The organism is Microvirgula aerodenitrificans DSM 15089 (genome assembly GCF_000620105.1).
GTDB lineage: Bacteria > Pseudomonadota > Gammaproteobacteria > Burkholderiales > Aquaspirillaceae > Microvirgula > Microvirgula aerodenitrificans.
In genome coordinates, this window is record NZ_JHVK01000001.1 from 1 (window position 1) to 19,597 (window position 19,597).

24 protein-coding genes and 1 tRNA gene are annotated in these 19,597 nt (G+C 65.5%); 8 read left to right on the forward strand and 17 right to left on the reverse strand.

Annotation, left to right across the window (positions count from 1 at the left end; all coding sequences use genetic code 11):
• Together efeO and efeB are read left to right on the forward strand one after the other, a co-directional pair.
• Window positions 1-688: iron uptake system protein EfeO (gene efeO, locus Q352_RS0100005; protein ID WP_028497545.1), on the forward strand; the 688-nt coding region annotated here is incomplete at its 5' end.
• Between the two features lie 55 nt (window positions 689-743).
• Window positions 744-2,012, forward strand: a complete 1,269-nt coding sequence (gene efeB / locus Q352_RS0100010; protein ID WP_028497546.1) for an iron uptake transporter deferrochelatase/peroxidase subunit — start codon at window positions 744-746, stop codon at window positions 2,010-2,012.
• A 79-nt stretch (window positions 2,013-2,091) separates the two neighbouring features.
• Here efeB and Q352_RS0100015 read toward each other — a convergent pair.
• The 6 genes from Q352_RS0100015 to Q352_RS0100040 all read right to left on the reverse strand — a co-directional run bounded on the left by Q352_RS0100015 (window position 2,092) and on the right by Q352_RS0100040 (window position 6,941).
• Window positions 2,092-2,167 (reverse strand) — tRNA-Phe (locus tag Q352_RS0100015).
• Window positions 2,168-2,315: 148 nt separating this feature from the next.
• Window positions 2,316-2,948: a maleylacetoacetate isomerase gene (maiA, locus tag Q352_RS0100020; RefSeq protein ID WP_028497547.1), complete on the reverse strand. Its 633-nt coding sequence runs from the start codon at window positions 2,946-2,948 to the stop codon at window positions 2,316-2,318.
• Entirely contained in the window at window positions 2,942-3,916 is a 975-nt protein-coding gene (locus Q352_RS0100025) for a fumarylacetoacetate hydrolase family protein (protein WP_028497548.1), read from the reverse strand. Before Q352_RS0100025 ends, maiA begins: the two co-directional genes overlap by 7 nt.
• Before the next feature lie 33 nt (window positions 3,917-3,949).
• On the reverse strand, window positions 3,950-5,071 hold the full coding sequence (locus tag Q352_RS0100030) for a homogentisate 1,2-dioxygenase (protein WP_028497549.1): 1,122 nt from the start codon (window positions 5,069-5,071) through the stop codon (window positions 3,950-3,952).
• Window positions 5,068-6,126 carry a 4-hydroxyphenylpyruvate dioxygenase gene (gene hppD / locus Q352_RS0100035; RefSeq protein WP_036384636.1) on the reverse strand — a complete coding sequence of 353 codons (1,059 nt, stop codon included), beginning with the start codon at window positions 6,124-6,126 and terminating at the stop codon, window positions 5,068-5,070. The genes Q352_RS0100030 and hppD overlap by 4 nt, the downstream gene beginning before the upstream one ends.
• 62 nt (window positions 6,127-6,188) lie before the next feature.
• Window positions 6,189-6,941 carry a phenylalanine 4-monooxygenase gene (locus tag Q352_RS0100040; RefSeq protein WP_051528573.1) on the reverse strand — a complete coding sequence of 251 codons (753 nt, stop codon included), beginning with the start codon at window positions 6,939-6,941 and terminating at the stop codon, window positions 6,189-6,191.
• 167 nt (window positions 6,942-7,108) lie between these two features.
• Here Q352_RS0100040 and Q352_RS0100045 point away from each other — a divergent pair, with 167 nt between their 5' ends.
• A complete protein-coding gene (locus tag Q352_RS0100045; RefSeq protein WP_028497552.1) occupies window positions 7,109-7,597 on the forward strand; it encodes an Lrp/AsnC family transcriptional regulator in 489 nt (162 codons plus the stop codon).
• 9 nt (window positions 7,598-7,606) lie between these two features.
• Here Q352_RS0100045 and Q352_RS0100050 read toward each other — a convergent pair whose 3' ends face one another.
• From Q352_RS0100050 to Q352_RS0100060, 3 genes are all read right to left on the reverse strand, one after another.
• Window positions 7,607-8,143 (reverse strand): glutathione peroxidase, encoded by a 537-nt coding sequence (locus Q352_RS0100050; protein WP_028497553.1) that lies wholly within the window; start codon window positions 8,141-8,143, stop codon window positions 7,607-7,609.
• 77 nt (window positions 8,144-8,220) lie between these two features.
• Window positions 8,221-8,592 carry a thioredoxin gene (gene trxA / locus Q352_RS0100055; RefSeq protein WP_028497554.1) on the reverse strand — a complete coding sequence of 124 codons (372 nt, stop codon included), beginning with the start codon at window positions 8,590-8,592 and terminating at the stop codon, window positions 8,221-8,223.
• 118 nt (window positions 8,593-8,710) lie between these two features.
• Window positions 8,711-9,919 carry an MFS transporter gene (locus Q352_RS0100060; RefSeq protein ID WP_028497555.1) on the reverse strand — a complete coding sequence of 403 codons (1,209 nt, stop codon included), beginning with the start codon at window positions 9,917-9,919 and terminating at the stop codon, window positions 8,711-8,713.
• 101 nt (window positions 9,920-10,020) lie between these two features.
• On the opposite strand from Q352_RS0100060, the gene Q352_RS0100065 reads away from it, so the two are divergent.
• Window positions 10,021-10,959, forward strand: a complete 939-nt coding sequence (locus tag Q352_RS0100065) for a LysR family transcriptional regulator (RefSeq protein WP_028497556.1) — start codon at window positions 10,021-10,023, stop codon at window positions 10,957-10,959.
• Between the two features lie 342 nt (window positions 10,960-11,301).
• On the opposite strand, the gene Q352_RS0100070 is transcribed toward Q352_RS0100065, so the two are convergent.
• Entirely contained in the window at window positions 11,302-12,252 is a 951-nt protein-coding gene (locus tag Q352_RS0100070; RefSeq protein WP_028497557.1) for a class I SAM-dependent methyltransferase, read from the reverse strand.
• 90 nt (window positions 12,253-12,342) lie between these two features.
• Between Q352_RS0100070 and Q352_RS19260 the strand changes: the two genes are divergently transcribed.
• Entirely contained in the window at window positions 12,343-12,768 is a 426-nt protein-coding gene (locus tag Q352_RS19260) for a potassium channel family protein (protein ID WP_051528574.1), read from the forward strand.
• Window positions 12,769-12,778: 10 nt separating this feature from the next.
• On the opposite strand, the gene Q352_RS0100080 is transcribed toward Q352_RS19260, so the two are convergent.
• The 3 genes from Q352_RS0100080 to plsY all read right to left on the reverse strand — a co-directional run bounded on the left by Q352_RS0100080 (window position 12,779) and on the right by plsY (window position 14,577).
• Window positions 12,779-13,651 carry an ATP-binding protein gene (locus Q352_RS0100080; RefSeq protein ID WP_028497558.1) on the reverse strand — a complete coding sequence of 291 codons (873 nt, stop codon included), beginning with the start codon at window positions 13,649-13,651 and terminating at the stop codon, window positions 12,779-12,781.
• A gap of 68 nt (window positions 13,652-13,719) precedes the next feature.
• Entirely contained in the window at window positions 13,720-13,926 is a 207-nt protein-coding gene (locus Q352_RS0100085) for a hypothetical protein (RefSeq protein WP_028497559.1), read from the reverse strand.
• A gap of 24 nt (window positions 13,927-13,950) precedes the next feature.
• Window positions 13,951-14,577, reverse strand: a complete 627-nt coding sequence (plsY, locus tag Q352_RS0100090; RefSeq protein ID WP_028497560.1) for a glycerol-3-phosphate 1-O-acyltransferase PlsY — start codon at window positions 14,575-14,577, stop codon at window positions 13,951-13,953.
• Between the two features lie 81 nt (window positions 14,578-14,658).
• Between plsY and folB the strand changes: the two genes are divergently transcribed.
• Window positions 14,659-15,015, forward strand: a complete 357-nt coding sequence (gene folB, locus Q352_RS0100095; RefSeq protein ID WP_028497561.1) for a dihydroneopterin aldolase — start codon at window positions 14,659-14,661, stop codon at window positions 15,013-15,015.
• A 67-nt stretch (window positions 15,016-15,082) separates the two neighbouring features.
• Here the strand turns inward: folB and Q352_RS0100100 are convergent, their stop codons facing one another.
• The 3 genes from Q352_RS0100100 to purT form a co-directional block, all read right to left on the reverse strand.
• A complete protein-coding gene (locus Q352_RS0100100; protein WP_028497562.1) occupies window positions 15,083-15,481 on the reverse strand; it encodes a hypothetical protein in 399 nt (132 codons plus the stop codon).
• A gap of 148 nt (window positions 15,482-15,629) precedes the next feature.
• On the reverse strand, window positions 15,630-16,016 hold the full coding sequence (locus Q352_RS0100105; RefSeq protein ID WP_028497563.1) for a group II truncated hemoglobin: 387 nt from the start codon (window positions 16,014-16,016) through the stop codon (window positions 15,630-15,632).
• Window positions 16,013-17,221: a formate-dependent phosphoribosylglycinamide formyltransferase gene (gene purT / locus Q352_RS0100110; RefSeq protein WP_028497564.1), complete on the reverse strand. Its 1,209-nt coding sequence runs from the start codon at window positions 17,219-17,221 to the stop codon at window positions 16,013-16,015. Before purT ends, Q352_RS0100105 begins: the two co-directional genes overlap by 4 nt.
• Before the next feature lie 57 nt (window positions 17,222-17,278).
• On the opposite strand from purT, the gene Q352_RS0100115 reads away from it, so the two are divergent.
• Together Q352_RS0100115 and Q352_RS19265 are read left to right on the forward strand one after the other, a co-directional pair.
• Complete coding sequence (locus Q352_RS0100115; RefSeq protein WP_233495192.1) at window positions 17,279-17,962, forward strand: PAS domain-containing protein; 684 nt, start codon at window positions 17,279-17,281, stop codon at window positions 17,960-17,962.
• Entirely contained in the window at window positions 17,959-19,461 is a 1,503-nt protein-coding gene (locus Q352_RS19265; protein ID WP_051528575.1) for a methyl-accepting chemotaxis protein, read from the forward strand. Before Q352_RS0100115 ends, Q352_RS19265 begins: the two co-directional genes overlap by 4 nt.
• Here Q352_RS19265 and Q352_RS24240 read toward each other — a convergent pair.
• Window positions 19,451-19,582, reverse strand: a complete 132-nt coding sequence (locus tag Q352_RS24240; protein ID WP_255420186.1) for a hypothetical protein — start codon at window positions 19,580-19,582, stop codon at window positions 19,451-19,453. The genes Q352_RS19265 and Q352_RS24240 overlap by 11 nt on opposite strands.
• Window positions 19,583-19,597: the final 15 nt, after the last annotated feature.

Here is a 19,597-nt window from a genome sequence, read left to right on the forward strand (position 1 = left end):
ACTGGTCAAGCAGACACAGCGCTTTGCCGACGCGATCAAGGCCGGCAAGCTGGAGGAAGCCCGGGCGCTGTACGCGCCGACCCGTCGCCACTACGAGCGGATCGAACCGATTGCGGAACTGTTCTCTGACCTGGACACCGCCATTGACGTGCGCGAAGACGACTTCAAGGACAAGGCCAGCGACCCGAACTTCACCGGCTTCCACCGGCTGGAGAAAGCCCTGTTTGCCGACAACAGCACCAGGGGGCTGGACAAGCTGGCCGACAAGCTGGTGGCGGACACGGTGGAACTGCAGACGCGGATCAAGTCACTGAGCATTCCGCCGGCGAAGATGGTCGGCGGTGCGGCCGGTCTGATCGAAGAAGTGGCGGCGACCAAGATCAGTGGCGAGGAAGATCGCTACAGCCATACCGACCTGTGGGACTTCCACGCCAATGTCGAAGGCGCACGCAAGATCGTCGATCTGCTGCGACCGCTGCTGCAGAAGGCTGATGCCGCGCTGCTGGCCCGCATCGATGGCAACTTCAAGGATGTCGACACGTTGCTGGGCAAATACCGCGCAGCGGACGGCGACGGTTTTGTCGACTACGGCAAGGTGACCGATGCCGACCGCACGGCAATGAAGGGCCCGATCAATACCCTGGCGGAAGACCTGTCCCGCCTGCGTGGCGTGCTCGGCCTCGACTGACCCCTCCTCATGCCCTGCCGGCAAGGGATTCGTCGGCAGGGGACGGAATACCATCATGACTGAAAAAACAGATATTCCTGTGTCCGGGGCAGCGGCCCCCGCCTGCCCGTCGCGTCGCAAATGGCTGCTGGGCATGAGCGCTTTCGGCGGCGGCGCGGTGCTGGGCGCTGCCGGCGCCACCAGCTGGTTCCGCCGGCCGGCTGCTGACCCGGCCCGTGAGCAAGTGCCATTCGACGGTGTTCACCAGGCCGGCATCGTGACCGCAGCCCCGCAGGAAGCGATTTTCATCGCCTTCGACGTGCTGGCGCGCAACCGCGAACAACTGGCCGCGCTGTTCCGGCAACTGACCGAACGCATCCGCTTCCTGACTCGTGGCGGCCCGGCGCCGGTGGGCGACGCCCGGCTGCCGCCCATGGACTCCGGCGTGATGGGCGCCGAGATCGTGCCGGACGGGCTGACCATCACGGTGGCGGTCGGCGCGACACTGTTCGACGCGCGCTTCGGCCTCGAGGCGCGCAAGCCGCGGCATCTGGTCCATATGGAAGCCTTTCCGAACGACGCACTCGACGCCGGCTGGTGTGATGGCGACCTGCTGCTGCAGTGCTGCGCCCATTCGCGAGAGACGGTCATTCATGCCGTGCGCGACATCATCAAGCACATGCCGGACAAACTGGCGCCGCGCTGGAAGATGGACGGTTTCCTGCCGGCATCGGCCGTGCGCAGCGGCAGTACGCCGATCAACCTGTTCGGCTTCAAGGACGGGACCGGCAATCCGTCGACGGGCGATGACAAGCTGATGGACGACATGGTCTGGGTCGGCAGCAAGGACCAGGAGCCGGACTGGGCTGCCGGCGGCAGTTATATGGCGGTGCGTCTGATCCGCTTTCTGCTGGAGCAGTGGGACCGCACGCCGCTGGGCGAGCAGCAGACCGACTTTGGCCGCGACAAGGCCTCCGGTGCGCCGCTGGGCCGCAAGGCAGAGTTTGACGACCCGGGCTTCGCCGCCGACCCCGATGGCAAGGGCGTGCCGCTCGACTCGCACATGCGTCGAGCCGAACCGCGCCGGCACGGTCGCCACGATGCCAGGCTGCTGCGCCGCAGCTACAGCTATTCGGCCGGGCTGACCCGTTCCGGGCAGCTGGACATGGGGCTGGTGTTTGTCAGCTTTCAGGCCAATCTGCAGACCGGCTTTATCGATACGCAAAAGCGCCTGGACCGCGAGCCGCTGGAGGAATACATCAAGCCGTTTGGCGGCGGGTATTTCTTTGTGTTGCCGGGGGTGAGCGCGCGCGAGGGACTGGGGGAGGGCTTGCTGCGCGGATAGGTGGAAATAGGCGGATGGCATCTGCCGCCCGCCCGCCTGACGCAAAAAAGGCCTGCATTTCTGCAAGCCTTTTGAATTCTGGTGGCCAGGGGCGGAATCGAACCGTCGACACGCGGATTTTCAATCCGCTGCTCTACCAACTGAGCTACCTGGCCATCTCTCGTTGCTGCGCTGTGCGCTGCGTTGAGGACGCGAATTAAACCGTAAACCGGGGTGGTGGTCAAGCGCTTTCTGCAAAAAAGTGCCGCCGGCCGAAATGGCGGCCGGATTTCCGGCTTTTTGCAAATCGCCGGGCTGGCCGGTTCAGCGGCCCGGCTGTACTGGCTGGGCGGCGATAAAGGCCGGCAGGGTCATCAGATGGGCGTCGATGGCGACCAGGCGCGGGAAGTCGTCCAGCGGCAGGTCGTAGCGGCGTGCCGTGTACAGCTGCGGGGCCAGGCACAGGTCGGCCAGCGTCACCGTGTCACCATGGCAGCAGGCACCGGCATTGTCGGCCGCCAGCCGCTCCAGCGTGGCCAGACCGCTGTGGATCCAGTGCCGGACCCAGTTGCCGCGCTGCATGTCGTCAGCGCCGAAGTCCGCTTCCAGCTGCTGGAGCACGCGCAGGTTCTGCAGTGGATGGGTGTCGCAGGCCAGGGTCAGCGCCATCGAGCGGATGGTGGCACGCGCACGCGGGTTTGGTGGCAGCAGCGGCGGGGTGTCCGGCCAGGCTTCGTCCAGATAGGCGCAGATGGCCAGCGATTGCGACACGCGCAGGGCGCCGTCGACCAGCAGTGGCACCAGCCCGGCCGGATTCAGCCGCAGGTAGTCGGCATCGCGCTGCTGGCCGTGGCGCAGGTCCACCGGCCGCGACTCGAATTCGAGCCCTTTCAGGTGCAGCGCAATCCGCACCCGGTAGGCCGCACTGGAACGCCAGTAGTCGTAAAGAATCAGCATGCGGCCACCTGCTGCTCGATGGCGCCAAAGACCGACTGGCCGTCGCTGCCGCGCATGTCGAAGCGGACCTTGTCGCCAGGCATCAGCCAGGGGGTGTGCGGAGTGCCGTCGGCCTGGTGCTCGCGCATGCGCCGTTCGGCAATGCAGGCTTCGCCGACCGATGGGTCGGCATTGGATACCGTGCCGGAGCCGATAATGCTGCCGGCGACCAGTGGGCGGGTGCGTGCCGCATGGGCAATAAGCTGCGGAAAGGAAAAATGCATGGCACTGGCATGCGGGTGGCCGAACGGTTTGCCGTTCAGCGTCACCTCCAGCGGTAACTGCACGCGGCCGTCATGCCAGGCGTCACCAAGCTCGTCGGGGGTGACGGCAACCGGGCTGGCGCTCGACGCCGGCTTGCTCTGGTAGAAGCCGAAGCCGCGCGCCAGCTCGGCGGGAATCAGCCCGCGCAGGCTGACGTCGTTGACCAGCATCAGCAGGCGGATGCCGGTGGCCGCAGTCAGTTCGTCGCAGCCGGCCGGCAGGTCGCCGGTAATCGCGGCAACTTCGCCCTCGAAATCCAGGCCCCAGGCTGCATCGCGCCACGGGATCGGCGCGGTCGGTGCCAGCCAGCCGCCACTGTCGCCCTGATACATCAGCGGCGTCTGGTACAGCTCGGCCGGCATGTCCGCACCCCGGGCCCGCCGTACCAGTTCGACGTGGGACAGAAAGGCGCTGCCATCAGCGAACAGATAGGCGCGGGGCAGCGGGGCTGCGCAGTCGGCGGCGACGAATGGCAGGCTGCCGGACAATTCGCCGTTGTCGAGTGCGGCGGCGATTTCAGCCAGCCGCGGGGCGACCTGTTCCCACCGGTCGAGGGCGTCCTGCAGCGTTGGCGCGATGCCGGGCACGGCCACGCAGCGGCTCAGGTCGCGGCTGACTACCACCAGGCGGCCATCGCGGCCGTGTTTGATTGACGCAAGTTTCATGGTGTCCCTGTCGTGTCCCGGTTGGTCTGGTGCTCAGCCCTTCCAGGAATCCGCGTAAGCCGTCCATTCCACGCCGTCCGGCAACGGCGCAACCAATAGGGGTTTGCGACTGTCCACCATCACCGCGACCTCGTCGGTAAAGGCCCGCGCGCCGGCCGCCGCCGTGGCGAAGGCTTTCGGATGCGGGCCGTGGGGCAGGCCGGTCGGATGCAGCGTGGCCATGCCCGGGTAGATGTGGTCGCGGCTCATGAACTCGCCGGCGTGATAGAAGATAAATTCATCGTAGTCGTCATTGCTGTGGAAAAACGGCAGTTTCAATGCGCCAGGGTCGGATTCCAGCGGGCGGGGTACAAAAGTGCTGATCATGAAGCCCGGCGCGAAGAAGGTCGCGTGCACGGTCGGCGGCAGGTGGTAGCGATGGCTCATGACCGGGCGGATGTCGCGCCAGTTGAGCGCGAACGCACACAGGTCGCCGTGCCAGCCGATGCTGTCCAGCGGATTGAACGGGTAGCGCAGCGTGCTGACGCGGTCGAAACGCTTGACCCGGACCGCAGTCGGCGTATCGCCCTGCTGGGCCAGAAAGGCATCGTCGATGACCGGCGTGCGCAGGCAGGCGGCGTCGAACAGGGCGTGGCGGCCAAGCAGGCCCCTGTCCGGCAGATCGTAGCGACCGTCGATGGCCTCGATCAGCAGCATCGGCCCCGGTGTCGCCGGTTCCAGCCGCCACAGCGCACCACGCGGCAGCAGCAGGTAGTCGCCGTCGCGGTAGTCGAGCCGGCCCCAGTCGCAGAACAGCGTGCCGGCACCGGCATGGACGAACAGCAGCAGGTCGCCATCGGCGTCGCGTACCAGCGGTGTCGGTTGCCCTGCGCGCCATTGGCGGATGGCCAGTTGCCGGTTGCCGAGCAGCAGCGGCGCGCTCCACGGGCAGGTATCACTGGCGGGCAGCAGGTTGAAATCGAATGCGCGCGGCCGCAGCTCGCCGTCGATCGCTGACCAGCCGGTCGGCGGGTGGGCGTGATGGAAGTGACAGGCCGGACCGGCAAAGCCGTCACGGCCCATCTCGCGTTCGTAGCTGCCTGCCGGCAGGTCGGCATGCGCCTGCGGCGAGTGGCGGCCCTGTGCCAGCGGCCAGTAGATCGGTGAGGTGCTCATTGCGGGGCCCCCGTGTCGGACAGCACACCCCGTGCGACCTGGTCGCGCTCGATGGCCTCGAACAGCGCGCGGAAATTGCCTTCGCCGAAGCCCTCGTCACCCTTGCGCTGGATGATCTCGAAGAAAATCGGCCCGATGACGGTATCGGTGAAAATCTGCAGCAACCGCCCGCCGCCGGGGCTGCCGTCGATCAGGATGCGATCGCTGCGCAGACGCGCCAGGTCTTCGCCATGGCCGGGCAGGCGGGCATCGACGCCGTCGTAGTAGCTGTCCGGCGTGTCGAGAAAACGCACGCCGCGCGCACGCAGTGCCTCGACTGTTGCATAGATGTCGTCGCAGCCGAGCGCGATGTGCTGGACCCCTTCGCCATGGTAGGCGCGCAGGTACTCCTCGATCTGCGAGCGGTCATCGGCCGATTCGTTGATCGGGATGCGGATCTTGCCGCACGGGCTGGTCATCGCCCGGCTCCTGAGCCCGGTCAGTTTGCCCTCGATGTCGAAATAGCGGATCTCGCGGAAATTGAACAGCCGCTGGTAGAAACCGGCCCAGTCGTCCATATGGCCGCGTTCGACGTTGTGGGTCAGGTGATCGATGCCGGTCAGGCCGCACCCCCGGGTATCGGCCGGGGTCAGCCGGAAATCGACGTCGTACAGCGAATGCTCGCCGAAGCGCTCGACCAGGTACAGGCAGGCGCCGCCGATGCCCCTGATCGCCGGCAGGTTCAGTTCCATCGGCCCGGCGCGGTGCGGAACGCCCTCGGCGCCGAGCTCGAGCGCGCGCCGGTAGGCATCGGCGGCATTGCCGACCCGGAAGGCAAAGGCGCACACCGACGGGCCGTGCAGGCGGGCGAAGTCGGCGCCGAAACTGGCCGGTTCGGCATTGACGATGAAATGGATATCACCCTGCTGCCACAGCGCGACGCGCTTGGTGCGGTGCAGGCCGGTACGGACGAAGCCCAGTTGGGTGAACAGCGCTTCCAGCGCCGCGGGCTCGGGGGCGACGAATTCGATGAACTCGAAACCGTCGGTTCCCATCGGATTGAGGGGGTCTGCCATGCGTATTGTCTCCTCGTGTGTTCCCGCTCTGGATGGCGGGAATCGGGTGCTGCCGGTGTTGCTCAGCCGAGCCGGGCCTCGCGGCACCAGGCGGCAAAATCGTCTTCGAGCTGGTCGAAACTGTCGATGACGAACAGGTCGTTCTGCATGTGCCAGATGTCGTAATCGCGCGCGGCGATGGCATCGAGGTCGAAATCGTGGCGGGTAACCGCGTCGGACAGACTGTGCAGCACCTCGCCCGGTGATGACACGATGCCCGAACCATAGATGCGCAGCCCTTCGGCCGCACGAATCAGGCCGAACTCGACCGTGTACCAGTAGATGCGCGGCAGCCACTCGGTGGCCGGATGGCCGCTGGCGAACGCTGCCTTGCCGGCATGACCGAAGCGCTCGAAGAAAGCGGCGAAGCGCGAGTGGGTCAGCAGCGGTGCGTGGCCGATCAGGTCATGGAACATGTCCGGCGCCGGGGTGTAGTCGAGCTCGTCCGGCTTGCGGATAAAGTCGGTGGACGGAAAACAGCGTCCGGCCAGCAGGGTGAAGAAGTCGTCGTTCTCGACCAGTCCGGCGACCCGGGTCAGCCGCCAGCCGGTGTATTGCTCGATGCGGCGGCTGATGTCGACCAGTCGTGGCAGCCGGGTTTCCGACAGCTCCAGCCGGGCCAGACCGGCCAGGTACTCGTCACAGGCGCGGCCGGGCAGCAGTTCGCGCTGGCGCGCATACAGGCGCGTCCAGGTCTCATGCTCGGTATCGCTGTAGTCGGGGACAGGGAAAGTGGCCAGATCGACCATGCAGGCGGTGTCGGATGGGGCGGACATCAGGGGCTCCCGGGCGACCGTCCCGGGCAGGGAAGGCGCGATATGGACCGGACGAAGTCGTCAATTAGAGCGTAGACGTCGCACAAAGCAATTTTGTTGCATTGTTGCTCATGGGTACAATATGCGGGACATGAATCACGGATTCAGCGCAATCTGGATAGCACGAAATGCCAAGCCTCGAACTAGACAAGACAGACATCAAGATTCTCGCCGCCCTGCAGAAGAATGGCAGGCTGACCAATGTGGAGCTGGCCGAAACCGTCGCCCTATCGCCCTCGCCGTGCCTGCGACGCCTGAAGCAGCTGGAGGAAAGCGGCGTGATCCGCCAGTATGTGGCCCTGCTCGAGCCGGCCCGTATCGGGCTGGGCCTGCAGGCATTCGTCCGCGTATCGCTGGAAAAGCGCGACGGCGAGTCGATCAACGCCTTCAGCCGCGCGGTGCGCAGCTGGCCGGAAGTCATCAGCGGCTTCGCCATGACCGGCGAAGTGGACTTCCTGCTGCACGTGTATTTCGAGGACCTGGAGCACTTCTCGCGCTTCATCATGAACACGCTGATCACCCACCCGGGCGTGTCGGACGTGAAATCCAGCTTCGTGCTGAACGAGATCAAGCACACGACAGCGTTGCCGCTGTCGCATATGGGCATCCCGTCCTGAGCGCAGGCGTCACGGGGCCGGGCGCAGTCCCGGCCGGATCGCATCCAGTATCTCCGGGGCATCCGGTTTGGTGAGCGTGCCGAAAGCGGTAACGGTCTTGCCGCCCGGCGCGATCACGTACTTGTGGAAATTCCAGCGCGGCACGTCGCCGGTTGCCGCCTTCAGTTGTTTGAAGAACGGGATGGCCTTGCTGCCGGTCACCACCGAGCTTTCCACCATCGGGAACTGGACGAAATAAGTCAGCCGGCAGAAATCGCCGATTTCCTTGTTGCTGGGAAGCTCCTGGCGGAAGTCGTTGCTCGGGAAACCGATGACCAGCAGCCCGCGCGGCTTGTAGTCGCGGTACAGCTTTTCCAGCGCGTCGAACTGCGGCGCAAAGCCGCACTTGCTGGCGGTGTTTACCACCAGAATCGGCTGATCCGCGTACTGACACAGGTCGAGGCTGCTGCCGTCCAGCAGTTTGAAGCGGTGGTCGAGCAGCGGCGGGCAGGCGGCATTGGCCATGCCGGCGATCAGCAGCAGGGAGAGAGGAAGCAGGCGGGGCATCAGGAGTCCTGTCTATCGAGTCATCTTCAAACCTGATGATAGAGCGAATGGAGCGCCCTGATGCCCTTGTCCGTTGCCTATTCCTTTGCTGCCGCGTCCTCGGCAATCTGACGATGCACTTCCGCCATGTCGACCGACTTGATCTGCCCGATCAGCTGTTCGAGCTGGGGCGCGGACAGTGCGCCGGCCTGGTTGAACAGCATCACCTGTTCGCGGAACACCATCAGCGTCGGGATCGAGCGGATGCGGAAAGCATTGGCCAGGTCCTGTTCTTCCTCGGTGTTGATCTTGACGAAGCGTATGTCCGGATGGGCTTCGGATGCGGCTTCGAACACCGGGGCGAAATTGCGGCACGGGCCGCACCACGGCGCCCAGAAATCGACGACAAGCGGACGCTCATCGTCCAGCGCGGTTTTGAATGTGTCCTGATTCAGGTTTTCGACGGCCATGAGGGTCTCCTTTGCATTGGGCGGCGCGAGTGGCCGGATGCTGCGCAGATGGCGTCGCCTGCCGGCAAGGCAAGCGGCGGGCGGGATTGAATTTTTCATCCCGCCCGATAGTGTCGCACTATGCCATGCCTGTGCGCTGTGTCAGGCGGACAAGCAGGGCGGCCAGCGATGCCGCCGTGGCCAGGGCAATAACCCCCGTCCAGCCCCATTGCGCCAGCGCCAGACTGCCGAGCGCCGCGCCCGTTGCCATGCCGATGAACACCCCGGTGAACAGCAGGGCATTCAGGCGGCTGCGTGCAGCGGGCTCAATGCCATAGACCTGGGTCTGGTGGGCGACCAGTGCCGCCTGGATGCCGAAGTCGAAACCTGCTGCCGCGAGGGCGATCAGGGCCAGCTGGGCCGTCGCGGGCAGCAGGACAGCCAGGCCGAGCAGAGCGAACGACAGCGCTGCCAGCCCGGCGCCGAGGCGCATGACCCGTTCCGGACCCTTGCGATCGGCCAGACGACCGGCCAGCGGGGCCGCCAGCGCCCCGGCGGCACCGGCCAGGCCAAAGGCTCCGGCGGCAGCGCTGCCCAGATGGAAGGACGCATGCAGCATCACGGCCAGCGTGGACCAGAAGGCACTGAAGCCGACCGACAGCAGGCCCTGGGCCCAGGCTGCACGGCGCAGCGCCGCATGGCGACGCCACAGCACCAGCAGCGAATGCATCAGCGCGCCATAAGCCAGTTGCGTGGTGGGCCGGAAGCGGGGCAGGCCGCGCCAGGCGGCGAGGCCGGTCAGGGCGATGGCCGCGGCGGCGGTGACATACATCGTGCGCCAGCCGAAATGCTCGGCCACAAAACCGCTGACCACCCGCGACAGCAGAATGCCCAGCAGCAGGCCGGTCATCACCGTGCCGACAATCCTGCCGCGCTGGGCGGCGGGCGCCAGGATCGCGGCGGCCGGCACGATGTCCTGTGCCAGCGTCGCCGTCAGCCCGACCGCCGCGCTGCTGACCAGCAGTGGCGCGATGCCGGGGGCGAGCCCGCTCAGCAGCAGGGCCAGCGTCAGCAGCACGGCCTTGGTCACGATGATCAGGCGGCGGTCGAAACGGTCGCCAAGCGGAGCCAGCAGCAGGATGCCCAGCGCATAGCCGAGCTGGGTCAGGGTCGGCACCAGACCGGCCATCCGGTCGCTGGTCTGCAGGTCGGGGCCCAGCACGCCCAGCATCGGCTGGCTGTAGTACAGCGAGGCCACGCTCAGCCCGGCGCCGGCCGCCAGCAGCAGCACCAGTTGGCGCGAGGGAGCTGGCTGGCTGGTTTCATGCGTTAATTGGATGGTGGTCATGGCGCGGATCTTTCTGTGGAAACGAACGATGGCGCCAGTTTCTGCGCCGGAGCCCGAATCCGGTAGTCACCGCCGACGCAGATTTGTTATACGCTTGACGTATGAAAGACACCGATTTTGCCGGCCTGGACCGGATCGGACTGATGCAGACCTTCGTCCGCATCGTCGAAGCGGGCAGCCTGTCGGCCGCCGCGGCGCAACTGGAGACCAGCCAGCCAACGGTCAGCCGGCGGCTGCAGACACTGGAACGCGCACTCGGACTGAAGCTGCTGCAGCGCTCGACCCATGCCATGACCCTGACCGACGACGGCCGGCGCTGCTTCGCCCATGCCAAGACGCTGCTCGACAGCTGGCAGGCGATGAGTGCGGACCTGCGCGGGGTCAAGGACGAGGCGGAAGGTCATCTGCGCGTCATCGCGCCGCATGCGTTTGGCCAGGGCCAGCTGATTGCGCCGCTGATGGCCTATCTGGATCGCCATCCGCGGGTGACAGTGGAATGGCTGCTGCATGACCGGCGGCCGGATTTCATCGCCGAAGGCATCGACTGCGCCATTCAGGTCGGGTCGGTAGATGATCCGTCGGTGGTGGCCATCCGGCTGGCCGAAGTGCCGCGCATTGCCGTGGCCGCACCGTCGCTGCTCGCCGGGCGGCCTTTGCCCACCTCGGCGGCAGCGCTGGAGACACTGCCGTGGCTGGCGCTGCAGACCTTCTATCGTCACGAAGTGGCACTGACGTCGCTGGGTGACGGCGATGTCCACCGCTTTGCCATCCGGCCACGGTTGAGTACCGACAGCCTGTACGCGCTGCGCAATGCCATGCTGTCGGGGCTGGGGGCCGGCCTGGTGTCCGCCTGGATGGTGAAGGACGACGTGGCGGAAGGGCGCCTGCTGCATCTGGCCCCGGGCTGGCGTGCCGACCCGTTGCCGGTGTTCCTGGTTTACCCGTTCGCAAGTTACTACCCGGCCCGCCTGCGCCTGTTCCTCCAGCTGATGCGCGAGGCGATGCCGGGCATCTCGGGCATGCAGGTGCCATTGCCCTGACCGGAAAAGACGAGAGCAGGCAGGCTGCAGGCAAAAAAAACGCCACGCGGAGAAGCGTGGCGAGAAGTCTGCAAAGGAGAAATAGAGGAGAAACTACATCGAACCGACTGCGGTTCGAAGCGAATATTAGACTTTTCTGGATTCGTAATGTTGATGCATATCAACAAAGCCTGATGGACGAAATCCGGACAAAAAAAACGCCACGGTGGGGCCGTGGCGTGAAGTCTGCAAAGGAGAAATAGAGGAGAAACTACATCGAACCAACTGCGGCTCGGTTTGTATATTAGAGAAAAGCGGAAAACTAACTTTGACGAAAATCAAATTTCCGTGCGCTTGCCGGACTCAGGCCCTGGCCTGCAGGCGGAAGCACTGGTGGATCTTGCGGTTGCGGAAGTCCTCGGGCACCGAAACCGCGCTGATATCCTCCAGCCGGTACTTGTCCGCCAGGTCGGCGTCCAGCCTGAAGCCGCGCAGATTGGTCGAAAAGTACAACGTGCCGCCGGGGGCGAGCACCATCATCGCGCTGTCGATCAGCCAGCCGTGATCGCGCTGGATGTCGAGTACGTCGATCATCTTCTTCGAGTTGGAGAAGGTCGGCGGGTCCATGACGATCAGGTCGAAATGTTCGCCGTCGCGAATGGTGTCGTCCAGCCACTGGAACACGTCGGCGCGGTCGCGACGGTGCGCCGCCGGGTCGGTGAAGCCGTTCAGCTCCATGTTCAGACCGGCCCACTGCAGATAGGTGTTGGACAGATCCACCGTCACTGTCTCGCGCGCGCCCCCCGCCGCCGCGTAGACGCTGAAACTGCCGGTATAGGCGAACAGGTTCAGGAAACGCTTGCCGGCCGCTTCCTGACGGATGCGGGCGCGGGTCGGGCGATGGTCGAGAAACAGTCCGGTATCCAGATAGCTGTCGAGATTGACGCGAAATTTCAGCCCGGCCTCCTCGACGACGAAGAAGGCGCCGTCCTCGCCGGTCTTTTCGTACTGGGCCAGGCCCTTCTGCCGGCGACGGGTCTTGAAGGCGATGGTCTCGAACGCGACGCCGAGCGCCTCGCTGGCCGCCGCCTTGACGCCTTCGACCCAGACTTCGTGGGTATCTTCGTCCTGCTGCCAGCCGGTGTCGTACTCGGCGATATGCAGGCGGTCGGCGTAGCGGTCGATGGCGACGGGAAACTCGGGCAGGTCGCGATCATAGACGCGATAGCACTGGATGCCTTCCCGGCGGGCCCATTTGCCGAGGTGGCGATCGTTTTTCTTCAGCCGGTTGATGAGCGGGGTGAGGTCGCGCACGGGGAAAATCCTTGATAGGGTAAGCGACCGGCACGCTCCACAGAGGAGGGCGCCGGTTTTGACAACCGATCATTATCCGGGTTCGCCGCCATGCTTGAGCATTTTTTCCTCGGACTGGGCCTGACACTGGCCACGGTGACCCTGCATGTCGCCGGCCTGTACCTGATTCTGCGCGTGCTGCGGCCGGCGCGGAAACGGCAGCGCGTCGTGGCCGAACTGGCCCGTCTCGGGCTGGTGACCTTTGCCCTGCTGCTGGTGCATGCGCTGGAGATGCTGCTGTGGGCGGAAGCGATCCAGTGGCAGACCTCGCTGACGGATTTCAGCGACGCGCTGTACTACTCGATGTCCAGCTACACCACCGTGGGCTATGGCGATGTGGTGCCGAGCGGGCACGAACGCGTCATCGGTCCGTTCGAGGCCATCGTCGGCATCCTGATGGCCGGCCTGTCGACGGCGTTCCTGATCCGGGTCGCGGTGCCGAGCTGGCTGGCCGAGCTGCCGCGCCACCATCCGTAAGCCCGCGGTCCTACAACTGTTTGCGCTCGGCCGGTGTACGCCCGGCCCAGTCGCAGGCGAACTGCCAGGCGACGCGGCCCGAGCGTGCGCCGCGCATCTGCGCCCACAGCAGGGCGGCCTGGCGGGCTTCCTTCGTCAGTTTGAGCTTGAAATGGGAGAGCCAGACCTCGGCGGCGGCCAGGTATTCGTCCTGGCTGAACGGATAGAACGACAGCCACAGCCCGAAGCGTTCGGACAGTGACACTTTTTCCTCCACCGCCTCGCCGGGATGGATTTCGCCATCGACCGAGCGGGTATCGAGGTTGTCGCGCATCCGGTCCGGCAGCAGGTGGCGCCGGTTCGAGGTCGAGTAGACCAGCAGGTTGTCGCAGCGGCGGCTGATGCCGCCGTCCAGCGCGCTCTTCAGCGCCTTGTACGCGTCGTCGCCCTCTTCGAACGACAGGTCGTCACAGAACAGGATAAAGCGTTCGGGGCGGTCGGCCACCTGCTCGATGATGTCCGGCAGATCGGCCAGATGGGTGCGATCGACTTCGACCAGACGCAGTCCCTGCGCGGAGAAGGCCGGCAGCAGGGCCTTGACCAGCGACGACTTGCCCGAGCCGCGCGAGCCGGACAGCAGCACATTGTTGGCCGGACGTCCGGCGACGAAGGCGGCGGTGTTGCGCACCAGCTTGTCCTTCTGCGCGTCGACATTGGCGATGTCGCTCAGGCGGATGCTGTGCGGCTGGTCGACGGCCGCCAGCCAGCCGCGGCCATTGCGCACGCGCCAGCGGAAGGCATGCGCACGCCAGTCGGTGGGTTCCGGCAGTGGCGGCAGCGCGCGATCGAGGCGTTCGAGCAACTGGTCGAACCGGGAAATCAGGGCGTCGATGTGGTCGGTCATGGCGGTTGACGTTCAGGGACTAAATCATCATCAAACCGCCATGACGCCGTCTTGGCAAGTCCCCGCTGTCAGGCGAGTGCGGCCTTTGCGGCTTCCTCCGGGGTCAGGCCGTCATAGAACTGGTCGGTATACCACTCGGCCTGGTCCTCGATATGCTCCTGCGCCTCGGCCACCGTGGCCCCGGCCGCCACCAGGTGGGTTTCCACCTCGGCACACCAGGCCAGCAGCGCCAGTGTTTCGTCGTCCAGCTGTTCGTGTTCCTGTTTTCTGGCCATGGTCGTGCTCCTGAGTGGGGTCGGTCAAGAATCCTGCTCGCCGTTTGCCGCCGTCTTGCCGGCACCGATCCGGCCTTCCTGGCCGGACAGCAGATTGAGGATATTCTGCTTGTGCTTGCGCACCAGCAACAGGGCGATGACGACAATGGCGCCAAAGTAGACGCCGGGCTGGATAAAGGCCGTGGCGACCGGCGCGGCGATGGCGGCCAGAATGGCGGCCAGCGACGAGTAGCGGGTCGTGGCGGCGATCAGCAGCCACACGGCGGCCGAACTCAGCGCAATCAGCGGATTGACGGCAACCAGTACACCGAGCGCCGTGGCCACGCCCTTGCCGCCGCGAAAGCGCAGGAACAGCGGCCACAGGTGGCCGGCGAATACCGCCAGTGCGACCATGGCGAATTCCGGTTCGGCCAGTCCATGGCGCGGGCCGAACTGCTGGGCGAGAAAGACCGCCAGCCAGCCCTTGGCCGCGTCGCCGAACAGGGTCAGCGCCGCCGCCTTCTTGTTGCCGCTGCGCAGCACGTTGGTCGCGCCCGGATTCTTCGATCCGTAGCTGCGCGGGTCGGACAGTCCCATCGTTTTGCTGACGATGACAGCGAAGGGCAAGGACCCGATCAGGTAGGCGGCAACGATGAACGCTATCGTGGACATGTCGAATTCTTTAAAATACGAAACCTTGCATTTTACGGCATTGGCGGCCATCGCCCCACTGCCGTCTTTCTTAGTGTCGGAATGGACATCATCTTTTTGCGCGAAGTGCGCGTCGATACCGTCATCGGTCTCTATGAATGGGAGCGGCATGCGCCGCAGACCATCGAGATCGACCTCGACATCGGCATCCCCAGCGAGACCCCTTGTCACAGCGACGACATCGGCGACACCATCCACTATGGCGTGGTGGTCGAGCGACTGCGCGCGATTCTGGCCGAACGGCACTTCCTGCTGATCGAGGCCCTGGCCGAGCATATCGCTCACGTTATCCGCGACGAGTTCGGTGCGCCATGGGTACGGGTCAGCGTGACCAAGCTCGGTATCCTGGCCGGCGTCAAGCGGGTCGGGGTGCAGATCGAGCGCGGTAACCGGAGCTAGGACAGGGCGCCGCCGTCAAAGCCGCCGGAGGCCCGGCGGCTTTCGCGTGCCTGCCATTTGCGGCGGCTCAGAAATCCAGCCGCCACAGCAGCATGCGCTGCTTTGGCCGTATCGACAGGCGGGCGTTCTTGCCGATTTTCAGCGTCGGTTTCAGCGCGGTGTAGCCGTTGCCGAGCTTTTCCGCTTCCAGCGAGATCGTCGAGGTCAGATTCAGTGTGCCCAGTGGCTGGCCGGAGGCCGAGGGCGATACGCCGATCAGCCTGCTGCACAGGGTCGCGCCCGGCATGCAGCCATTGGAGAGGGTATTGGCCGGAGAGCCGGCTGGCGGCATTGCGTCGATGCGCGCCAGTGCCTGTGGCGACCAGGGGTCGCCCAGCCCGAATGCATTTGATAATTCCGCCGCGTCGGCCGCGGTGGTGCCCAGCGTCGCGACGGCGCCGAGGCTTGCCCAGAATGCCCGCTGCATGTTTGTCTCCTCGTGCAGAAGGCATCGCCCTCCCTGATGCGCGGGCGATGTCGTAACGGGAGGGCCTGCCCGTTTTTCATACGGGCTTGGGCCAGTCCACATCTGCACGATAGAAGGTGGCAGCGAAAAAACGGGTCCGTCTGTCGGATTACCTGTTGCGCATGAAGTCGGCCAGATCCCACAGCGCGTCATACAGCCGTCGGGTCACTTCCGGTGAGGCTTCCAGCCCGTTCAGCGCCTCGTGCATGCACAGCATCCACGCATCGCGCATGGCCTCGTCGACCGCGAACGGCAGGTGCCGCGCCCGCAGCCGCGGATGGCCGAAGGCCTCGACGAACAGGTTGGGGCCGCCCAGCCAGCCGGACAGGAACATGTACAGCTTGCGGCGCGAATCTTCCAGATCCGGCGGGTGGATGTCGCGCAGCGACTTCACCCGCGGATCGGCGTCCATGAAATTGTAGAAGCGGTCGACCAGGTGCAGCACGCCGGCTTCGCCGCCGAGCAGCTGGTACGGGGTGGCGGTCGCGTCGCTCATTGCCCGGCCTCGCGCGGCTTGACCTTGCCGGCCGCCTCGCGGGCACGGCTGCGGGCGGTGTCGATATCGTCGGCCGATGCGACTGCCACGCCCATGCGGCGACGGACGAAGCTCTCCGGCTTGCCGAACAGGCGCAGGTCGGCGCCTGGGACGGCCAGGGCGTCGGCCACGCCGTCGAACACGATGCCGACCGCGTCGACGCCGCCGTAGATGACGGCGCTGGCCGCCGCCGGCACGCGCATGCCGGTGTCGACCGGCAGGCCGAGAATGGCGCGGGCGTGCAGCTCGAATTCGGACAGCATCTGGCTGGCCAGGGTCACCAGACCGGTGTCGTGCGGGCGCGGGCTGACTTCCGAGAACCAGACCTCGTCACCCTTGACGAACAGCTCGACGCCGAACAGGCCACGTCCGCCCAGTGCGTCGACCACGCGTCCGGCTACGTCGCGGGCGCGTTCGAGCGCCAGCGGCGACATCGGCTGCGGCTGCCAGCTCTCGATATAGTCGCCGTTCTGCTGCAGGTGGCCGACCGGTGCGCAAAAGTGGATTTCCGGCTGGCCGTCGCGGCCGCGCGCGCGCACGGTCAGCAGGGTGATTTCGTAGTCGAAGTCGATAAAGCCTTCGACGATGACCCGGCCGCTGTCGACCCGGCCGCCACTGGCGGCGTAGTCCCAGGCGGTACGGACATCGTCCGCGCTGCGCAGCACCGACTGGCCCTTGCCGCTGGAGCTCATGACCGGCTTGACCACGCACGGGTAGCCGATGCCGGCGTCGATGGCGGCCTGCAGTTCGTCCAGGCTGGAGGCGAAGGCAAACGGCGAGGTCGGCAGGCCGAGGGTCTCGGCCGCCAGCCGGCGGATGCCTTCGCGGTTCATGGTCAGATGGGCGGCACGGGCAGTCGGGATGACTTCGGTCAGCGCTTCGCGTTCGATGTCCAGCAGGGTGGCCGTGGCGATGGCTTCGATTTCCGGTACCACCAGTGCCGGCCGTTCCTGCTCGATCAGTGCCCGCAACGCCGCGCCGTCGGTCATGGCGATGACGTGGCTGCGGTGGGCAACCTGCATGGCCGGCGCATGTGGATAGCGATCGACGGCGATGACTTCACAGCCGAGGCGTTGCAGGGCGATGGCGACCTCCTTGCCGAGTTCGCCGCTGCCAAGCAGCATCACGCGGGTGGCGGAGGGGGAGAGAGGGGTTCCGATTGGCATGGCGATGTCCGTACAAAACGCTGAAAACAGCGCAAATGCTAGCATGGGTCAGCCGATATGACTGAATTGTTGCACAGACGACAAAATCATGATCTAGCGCAAGAAAACGTCATTGGACAGATGTTATTTGCATGGTTCTCATTAGAATGCCGGCTTTTCCACCCCGCACGTACTCCTATAAATATGAATGCGCCGCTGTCCTTGATCGCTCAGCGTGAGTATGTGCTGACCGATGATGATCTGATCATCACCAAGACCGACCCCAAGGGGGTCATTACCTATGCCAACCGGGACTTCATGCGTATTTGCGGTTACCGGGAGGATGCCTTGCTCGGCCATCCGCACAGCATCATCCGTCACCCGGACATGCCGCGCGGTGCTTTCCGCCTGCTGTGGAAGACCCTGCAGCGGGGCGAAGAATTCTTTGGCGTGGTCAAGAACCGCATCGCCGACAACGGCTTTTACTGGGTGCTGGCCAACATCACCCCGGACTTTGACCGCCACGGTGCGCTCAAAGGCTACTACTCGGTGCGTCGCCGCCCGGCACGCGCCGCCCTCGATGCCCTGATTCCCGTCTATGAGCAGATGAGCGCCATCGAGCGCAATAGCGGAAAGAAAGATGCCCCCGACCTGTCGCTGGCCTGGCTGGAACGGCATATCGCCGAGCTCGGCTTCGCCAGCTACGAACAACTGGTGCTTTCATTGAACCAGGAAGTATTCAGCCGGAGACAACACGCATGAGCGCATCCCAGCCACGTCGGCGCCCGCCGTTCCTGTCCACCCAGTTCAAGCTGGTGCTGGTCTGCTACAACCTGCTGGTGCTGGCGACGGTCGTGTGCTTCGGACTTGGCATCGGCCTGCCGGTGTGGGGCAGCCCGGTGCTGGCGCTGCTGCTGACGGCCTATGTGGTCGTGCAGTCCGGACGCCCGTTCCGCGTGCTGTATCTGCTGCGCGAGCATATCGAGCATGCCCGGCGCGGCGAGCTGCACCATCGCACCACCCGGGTCCGCAACCTGGGTGAGGTCGGTCAGGTAGCCTGGGAACTGAACGAGTTCATGGACCTGGTCGAGAGCTATTTCAAGGAAATCAGCAACTGCTTCTCGCGCATCCGCGGCGGCGACTACGGCCGTCGTCCGCTGTCGGCCGGCCTGCCCGGCGTGTTCGCCGATTCGCTCGATGACATCGATCACGCCATCGATGCGATGGCGCAGAACAGTGCCTACCTGAAGCAGAACCAGCTGGCCGCACAACTGCATACGCTGAACACGGCCAATCTGCGCGAAGACCTGGGCGCCAGCCAGAGCGACCTGCGCACCATCAGTGACGAGATGCAGCAGATCGCCAGCATTGCCGGCGAGAACGCCGAGCAGGCGCGGGCCAGCGAGAGCGCGGCCGGTCAGATCGGCCAGCAGCTCGATACCATCGCCGCCAGCGTCGAGGCGGTGAATGCCGCCGGTTCTGCGCTGGAAAAGGAATGGACACTGATCGAGTCCGCCCTGCAGGCCATTTCCGGCCTGGCCGAACAGACCAACCTGCTGGCGCTGAATGCAGCTATCGAGGCTGCCCGGGCCGGCGAGGCCGGGCGCGGTTTTGCCGTGGTGGCGGATGAGGTCAAGACACTGTCCAACCGCAGCAAGGCGTCGGCGGTGCAGGTGCAGGCGACGCTGAGCCAGTTGAGCAGCCGGGTCGAGGACATGCTGGCGCGCTCGCAGGCGGCCAATACCGTGGCCGGCGAAGTGCGCGAGTCAGTGGATGGCTTCCGGGCGGTGTTCGTGCGCCTGGCGCAGACCTCGTCGGCGGTGATCGCCCACGTCGAGCATGTGAAGGACCAGTCGGCCTGCTCGCTGATCAAGACCGACAATGTGCTGTACAAGCAGCTTGGCTATCACGCGCTGGGCGGCAGTGCCAATGGCGACCATGCGGCGCGGACCGAGTTGCGGCAGCGGGTCGAGGACTGGGCGCAGCAGCAGGGGCAGCAGCGTTTTGGCGATCTCGGCGCCTGGAAGGGCGTGTCGGCGCAGCTGGCACAGACCTACCAGCGACTCGAGGCGGCCATTGCCCTGGTGGAAGCCGGCGAAACCGGTGCCGACGCACTGCTGGCGGCTGCCAGCGAGGCCGAACGCGCCAGTCGCGCATCGTTCGGTCTGCTGGACAAGCTGGTCAGCGAACGTCATGCCGGGATACTGGGTGGCGGCGAGCCGGTCGCGGCCGGCCGGCACGCCGCGCGCGTCAGCGGTTGACCGACGCGCCGACTTCGACGTTGCCGTAGGCCGTGGTCTGCGAGCCGCCGCTGGCACAGGCGGCAAGCAGGGCGACCATGGCGGCAAGCGCCAGGTGGCGGAACAGGGAATGCGGGGACATGGGCTTTCCTTTCGG

What these genes read in the sequence shown, in the direction of transcription:
- efeB (WP_028497546.1), top strand. Translation starts at nt 744, where the DNA reads ATGACTGAAAAAACAGATATTCCTGTGTCCGGGGCAGCGGCCCCCGCC.
- maiA (WP_028497547.1), bottom strand. Translation starts at nt 2,948, where the DNA reads ATGCTGATTCTTTACGACTACTGGCGTTCCAGTGCGGCCTACCGGGTG.
- Q352_RS0100025 (WP_028497548.1), bottom strand. Translation starts at nt 3,916, where the DNA reads ATGAAACTTGCGTCAATCAAACACGGCCGCGATGGCCGCCTGGTGGTA.
- Q352_RS0100030 (WP_028497549.1), bottom strand. Translation starts at nt 5,071, where the DNA reads ATGAGCACCTCACCGATCTACTGGCCGCTGGCACAGGGCCGCCACTCG.
- hppD (WP_036384636.1), bottom strand. Translation starts at nt 6,126, where the DNA reads ATGGCAGACCCCCTCAATCCGATGGGAACCGACGGTTTCGAGTTCATC.
- Q352_RS0100040 (WP_051528573.1), bottom strand. Translation starts at nt 6,941, where the DNA reads ATGTCCGCCCCATCCGACACCGCCTGCATGGTCGATCTGGCCACTTTC.
- Q352_RS0100045 (WP_028497552.1), top strand. Translation starts at nt 7,109, where the DNA reads ATGCCAAGCCTCGAACTAGACAAGACAGACATCAAGATTCTCGCCGCC.
- Q352_RS0100050 (WP_028497553.1), bottom strand. Translation starts at nt 8,143, where the DNA reads ATGCCCCGCCTGCTTCCTCTCTCCCTGCTGCTGATCGCCGGCATGGCC.
- trxA (WP_028497554.1), bottom strand. Translation starts at nt 8,592, where the DNA reads ATGGCCGTCGAAAACCTGAATCAGGACACATTCAAAACCGCGCTGGAC.
- Q352_RS0100060 (WP_028497555.1), bottom strand. Translation starts at nt 9,919, where the DNA reads ATGACCACCATCCAATTAACGCATGAAACCAGCCAGCCAGCTCCCTCG.
- Q352_RS0100065 (WP_028497556.1), top strand. Translation starts at nt 10,021, where the DNA reads ATGAAAGACACCGATTTTGCCGGCCTGGACCGGATCGGACTGATGCAG.
- Q352_RS19260 (WP_051528574.1), top strand. Translation starts at nt 12,343, where the DNA reads ATGCTTGAGCATTTTTTCCTCGGACTGGGCCTGACACTGGCCACGGTG.
- Q352_RS0100080 (WP_028497558.1), bottom strand. Translation starts at nt 13,651, where the DNA reads ATGACCGACCACATCGACGCCCTGATTTCCCGGTTCGACCAGTTGCTC.
- Q352_RS0100085 (WP_028497559.1), bottom strand. Translation starts at nt 13,926, where the DNA reads ATGGCCAGAAAACAGGAACACGAACAGCTGGACGACGAAACACTGGCG.
- plsY (WP_028497560.1), bottom strand. Translation starts at nt 14,577, where the DNA reads ATGTCCACGATAGCGTTCATCGTTGCCGCCTACCTGATCGGGTCCTTG.
- folB (WP_028497561.1), top strand. Translation starts at nt 14,659, where the DNA reads ATGGACATCATCTTTTTGCGCGAAGTGCGCGTCGATACCGTCATCGGT.
- Q352_RS0100100 (WP_028497562.1), bottom strand. Translation starts at nt 15,481, where the DNA reads ATGCAGCGGGCATTCTGGGCAAGCCTCGGCGCCGTCGCGACGCTGGGC.
- Q352_RS0100105 (WP_028497563.1), bottom strand. Translation starts at nt 16,016, where the DNA reads ATGAGCGACGCGACCGCCACCCCGTACCAGCTGCTCGGCGGCGAAGCC.
- purT (WP_028497564.1), bottom strand. Translation starts at nt 17,221, where the DNA reads ATGCCAATCGGAACCCCTCTCTCCCCCTCCGCCACCCGCGTGATGCTG.
- Q352_RS0100115 (WP_233495192.1), top strand. Translation starts at nt 17,279, where the DNA reads ATGACTGAATTGTTGCACAGACGACAAAATCATGATCTAGCGCAAGAA.
- Q352_RS19265 (WP_051528575.1), top strand. Translation starts at nt 17,959, where the DNA reads ATGAGCGCATCCCAGCCACGTCGGCGCCCGCCGTTCCTGTCCACCCAG.
- Q352_RS24240 (WP_255420186.1), bottom strand. Translation starts at nt 19,582, where the DNA reads ATGTCCCCGCATTCCCTGTTCCGCCACCTGGCGCTTGCCGCCATGGTC.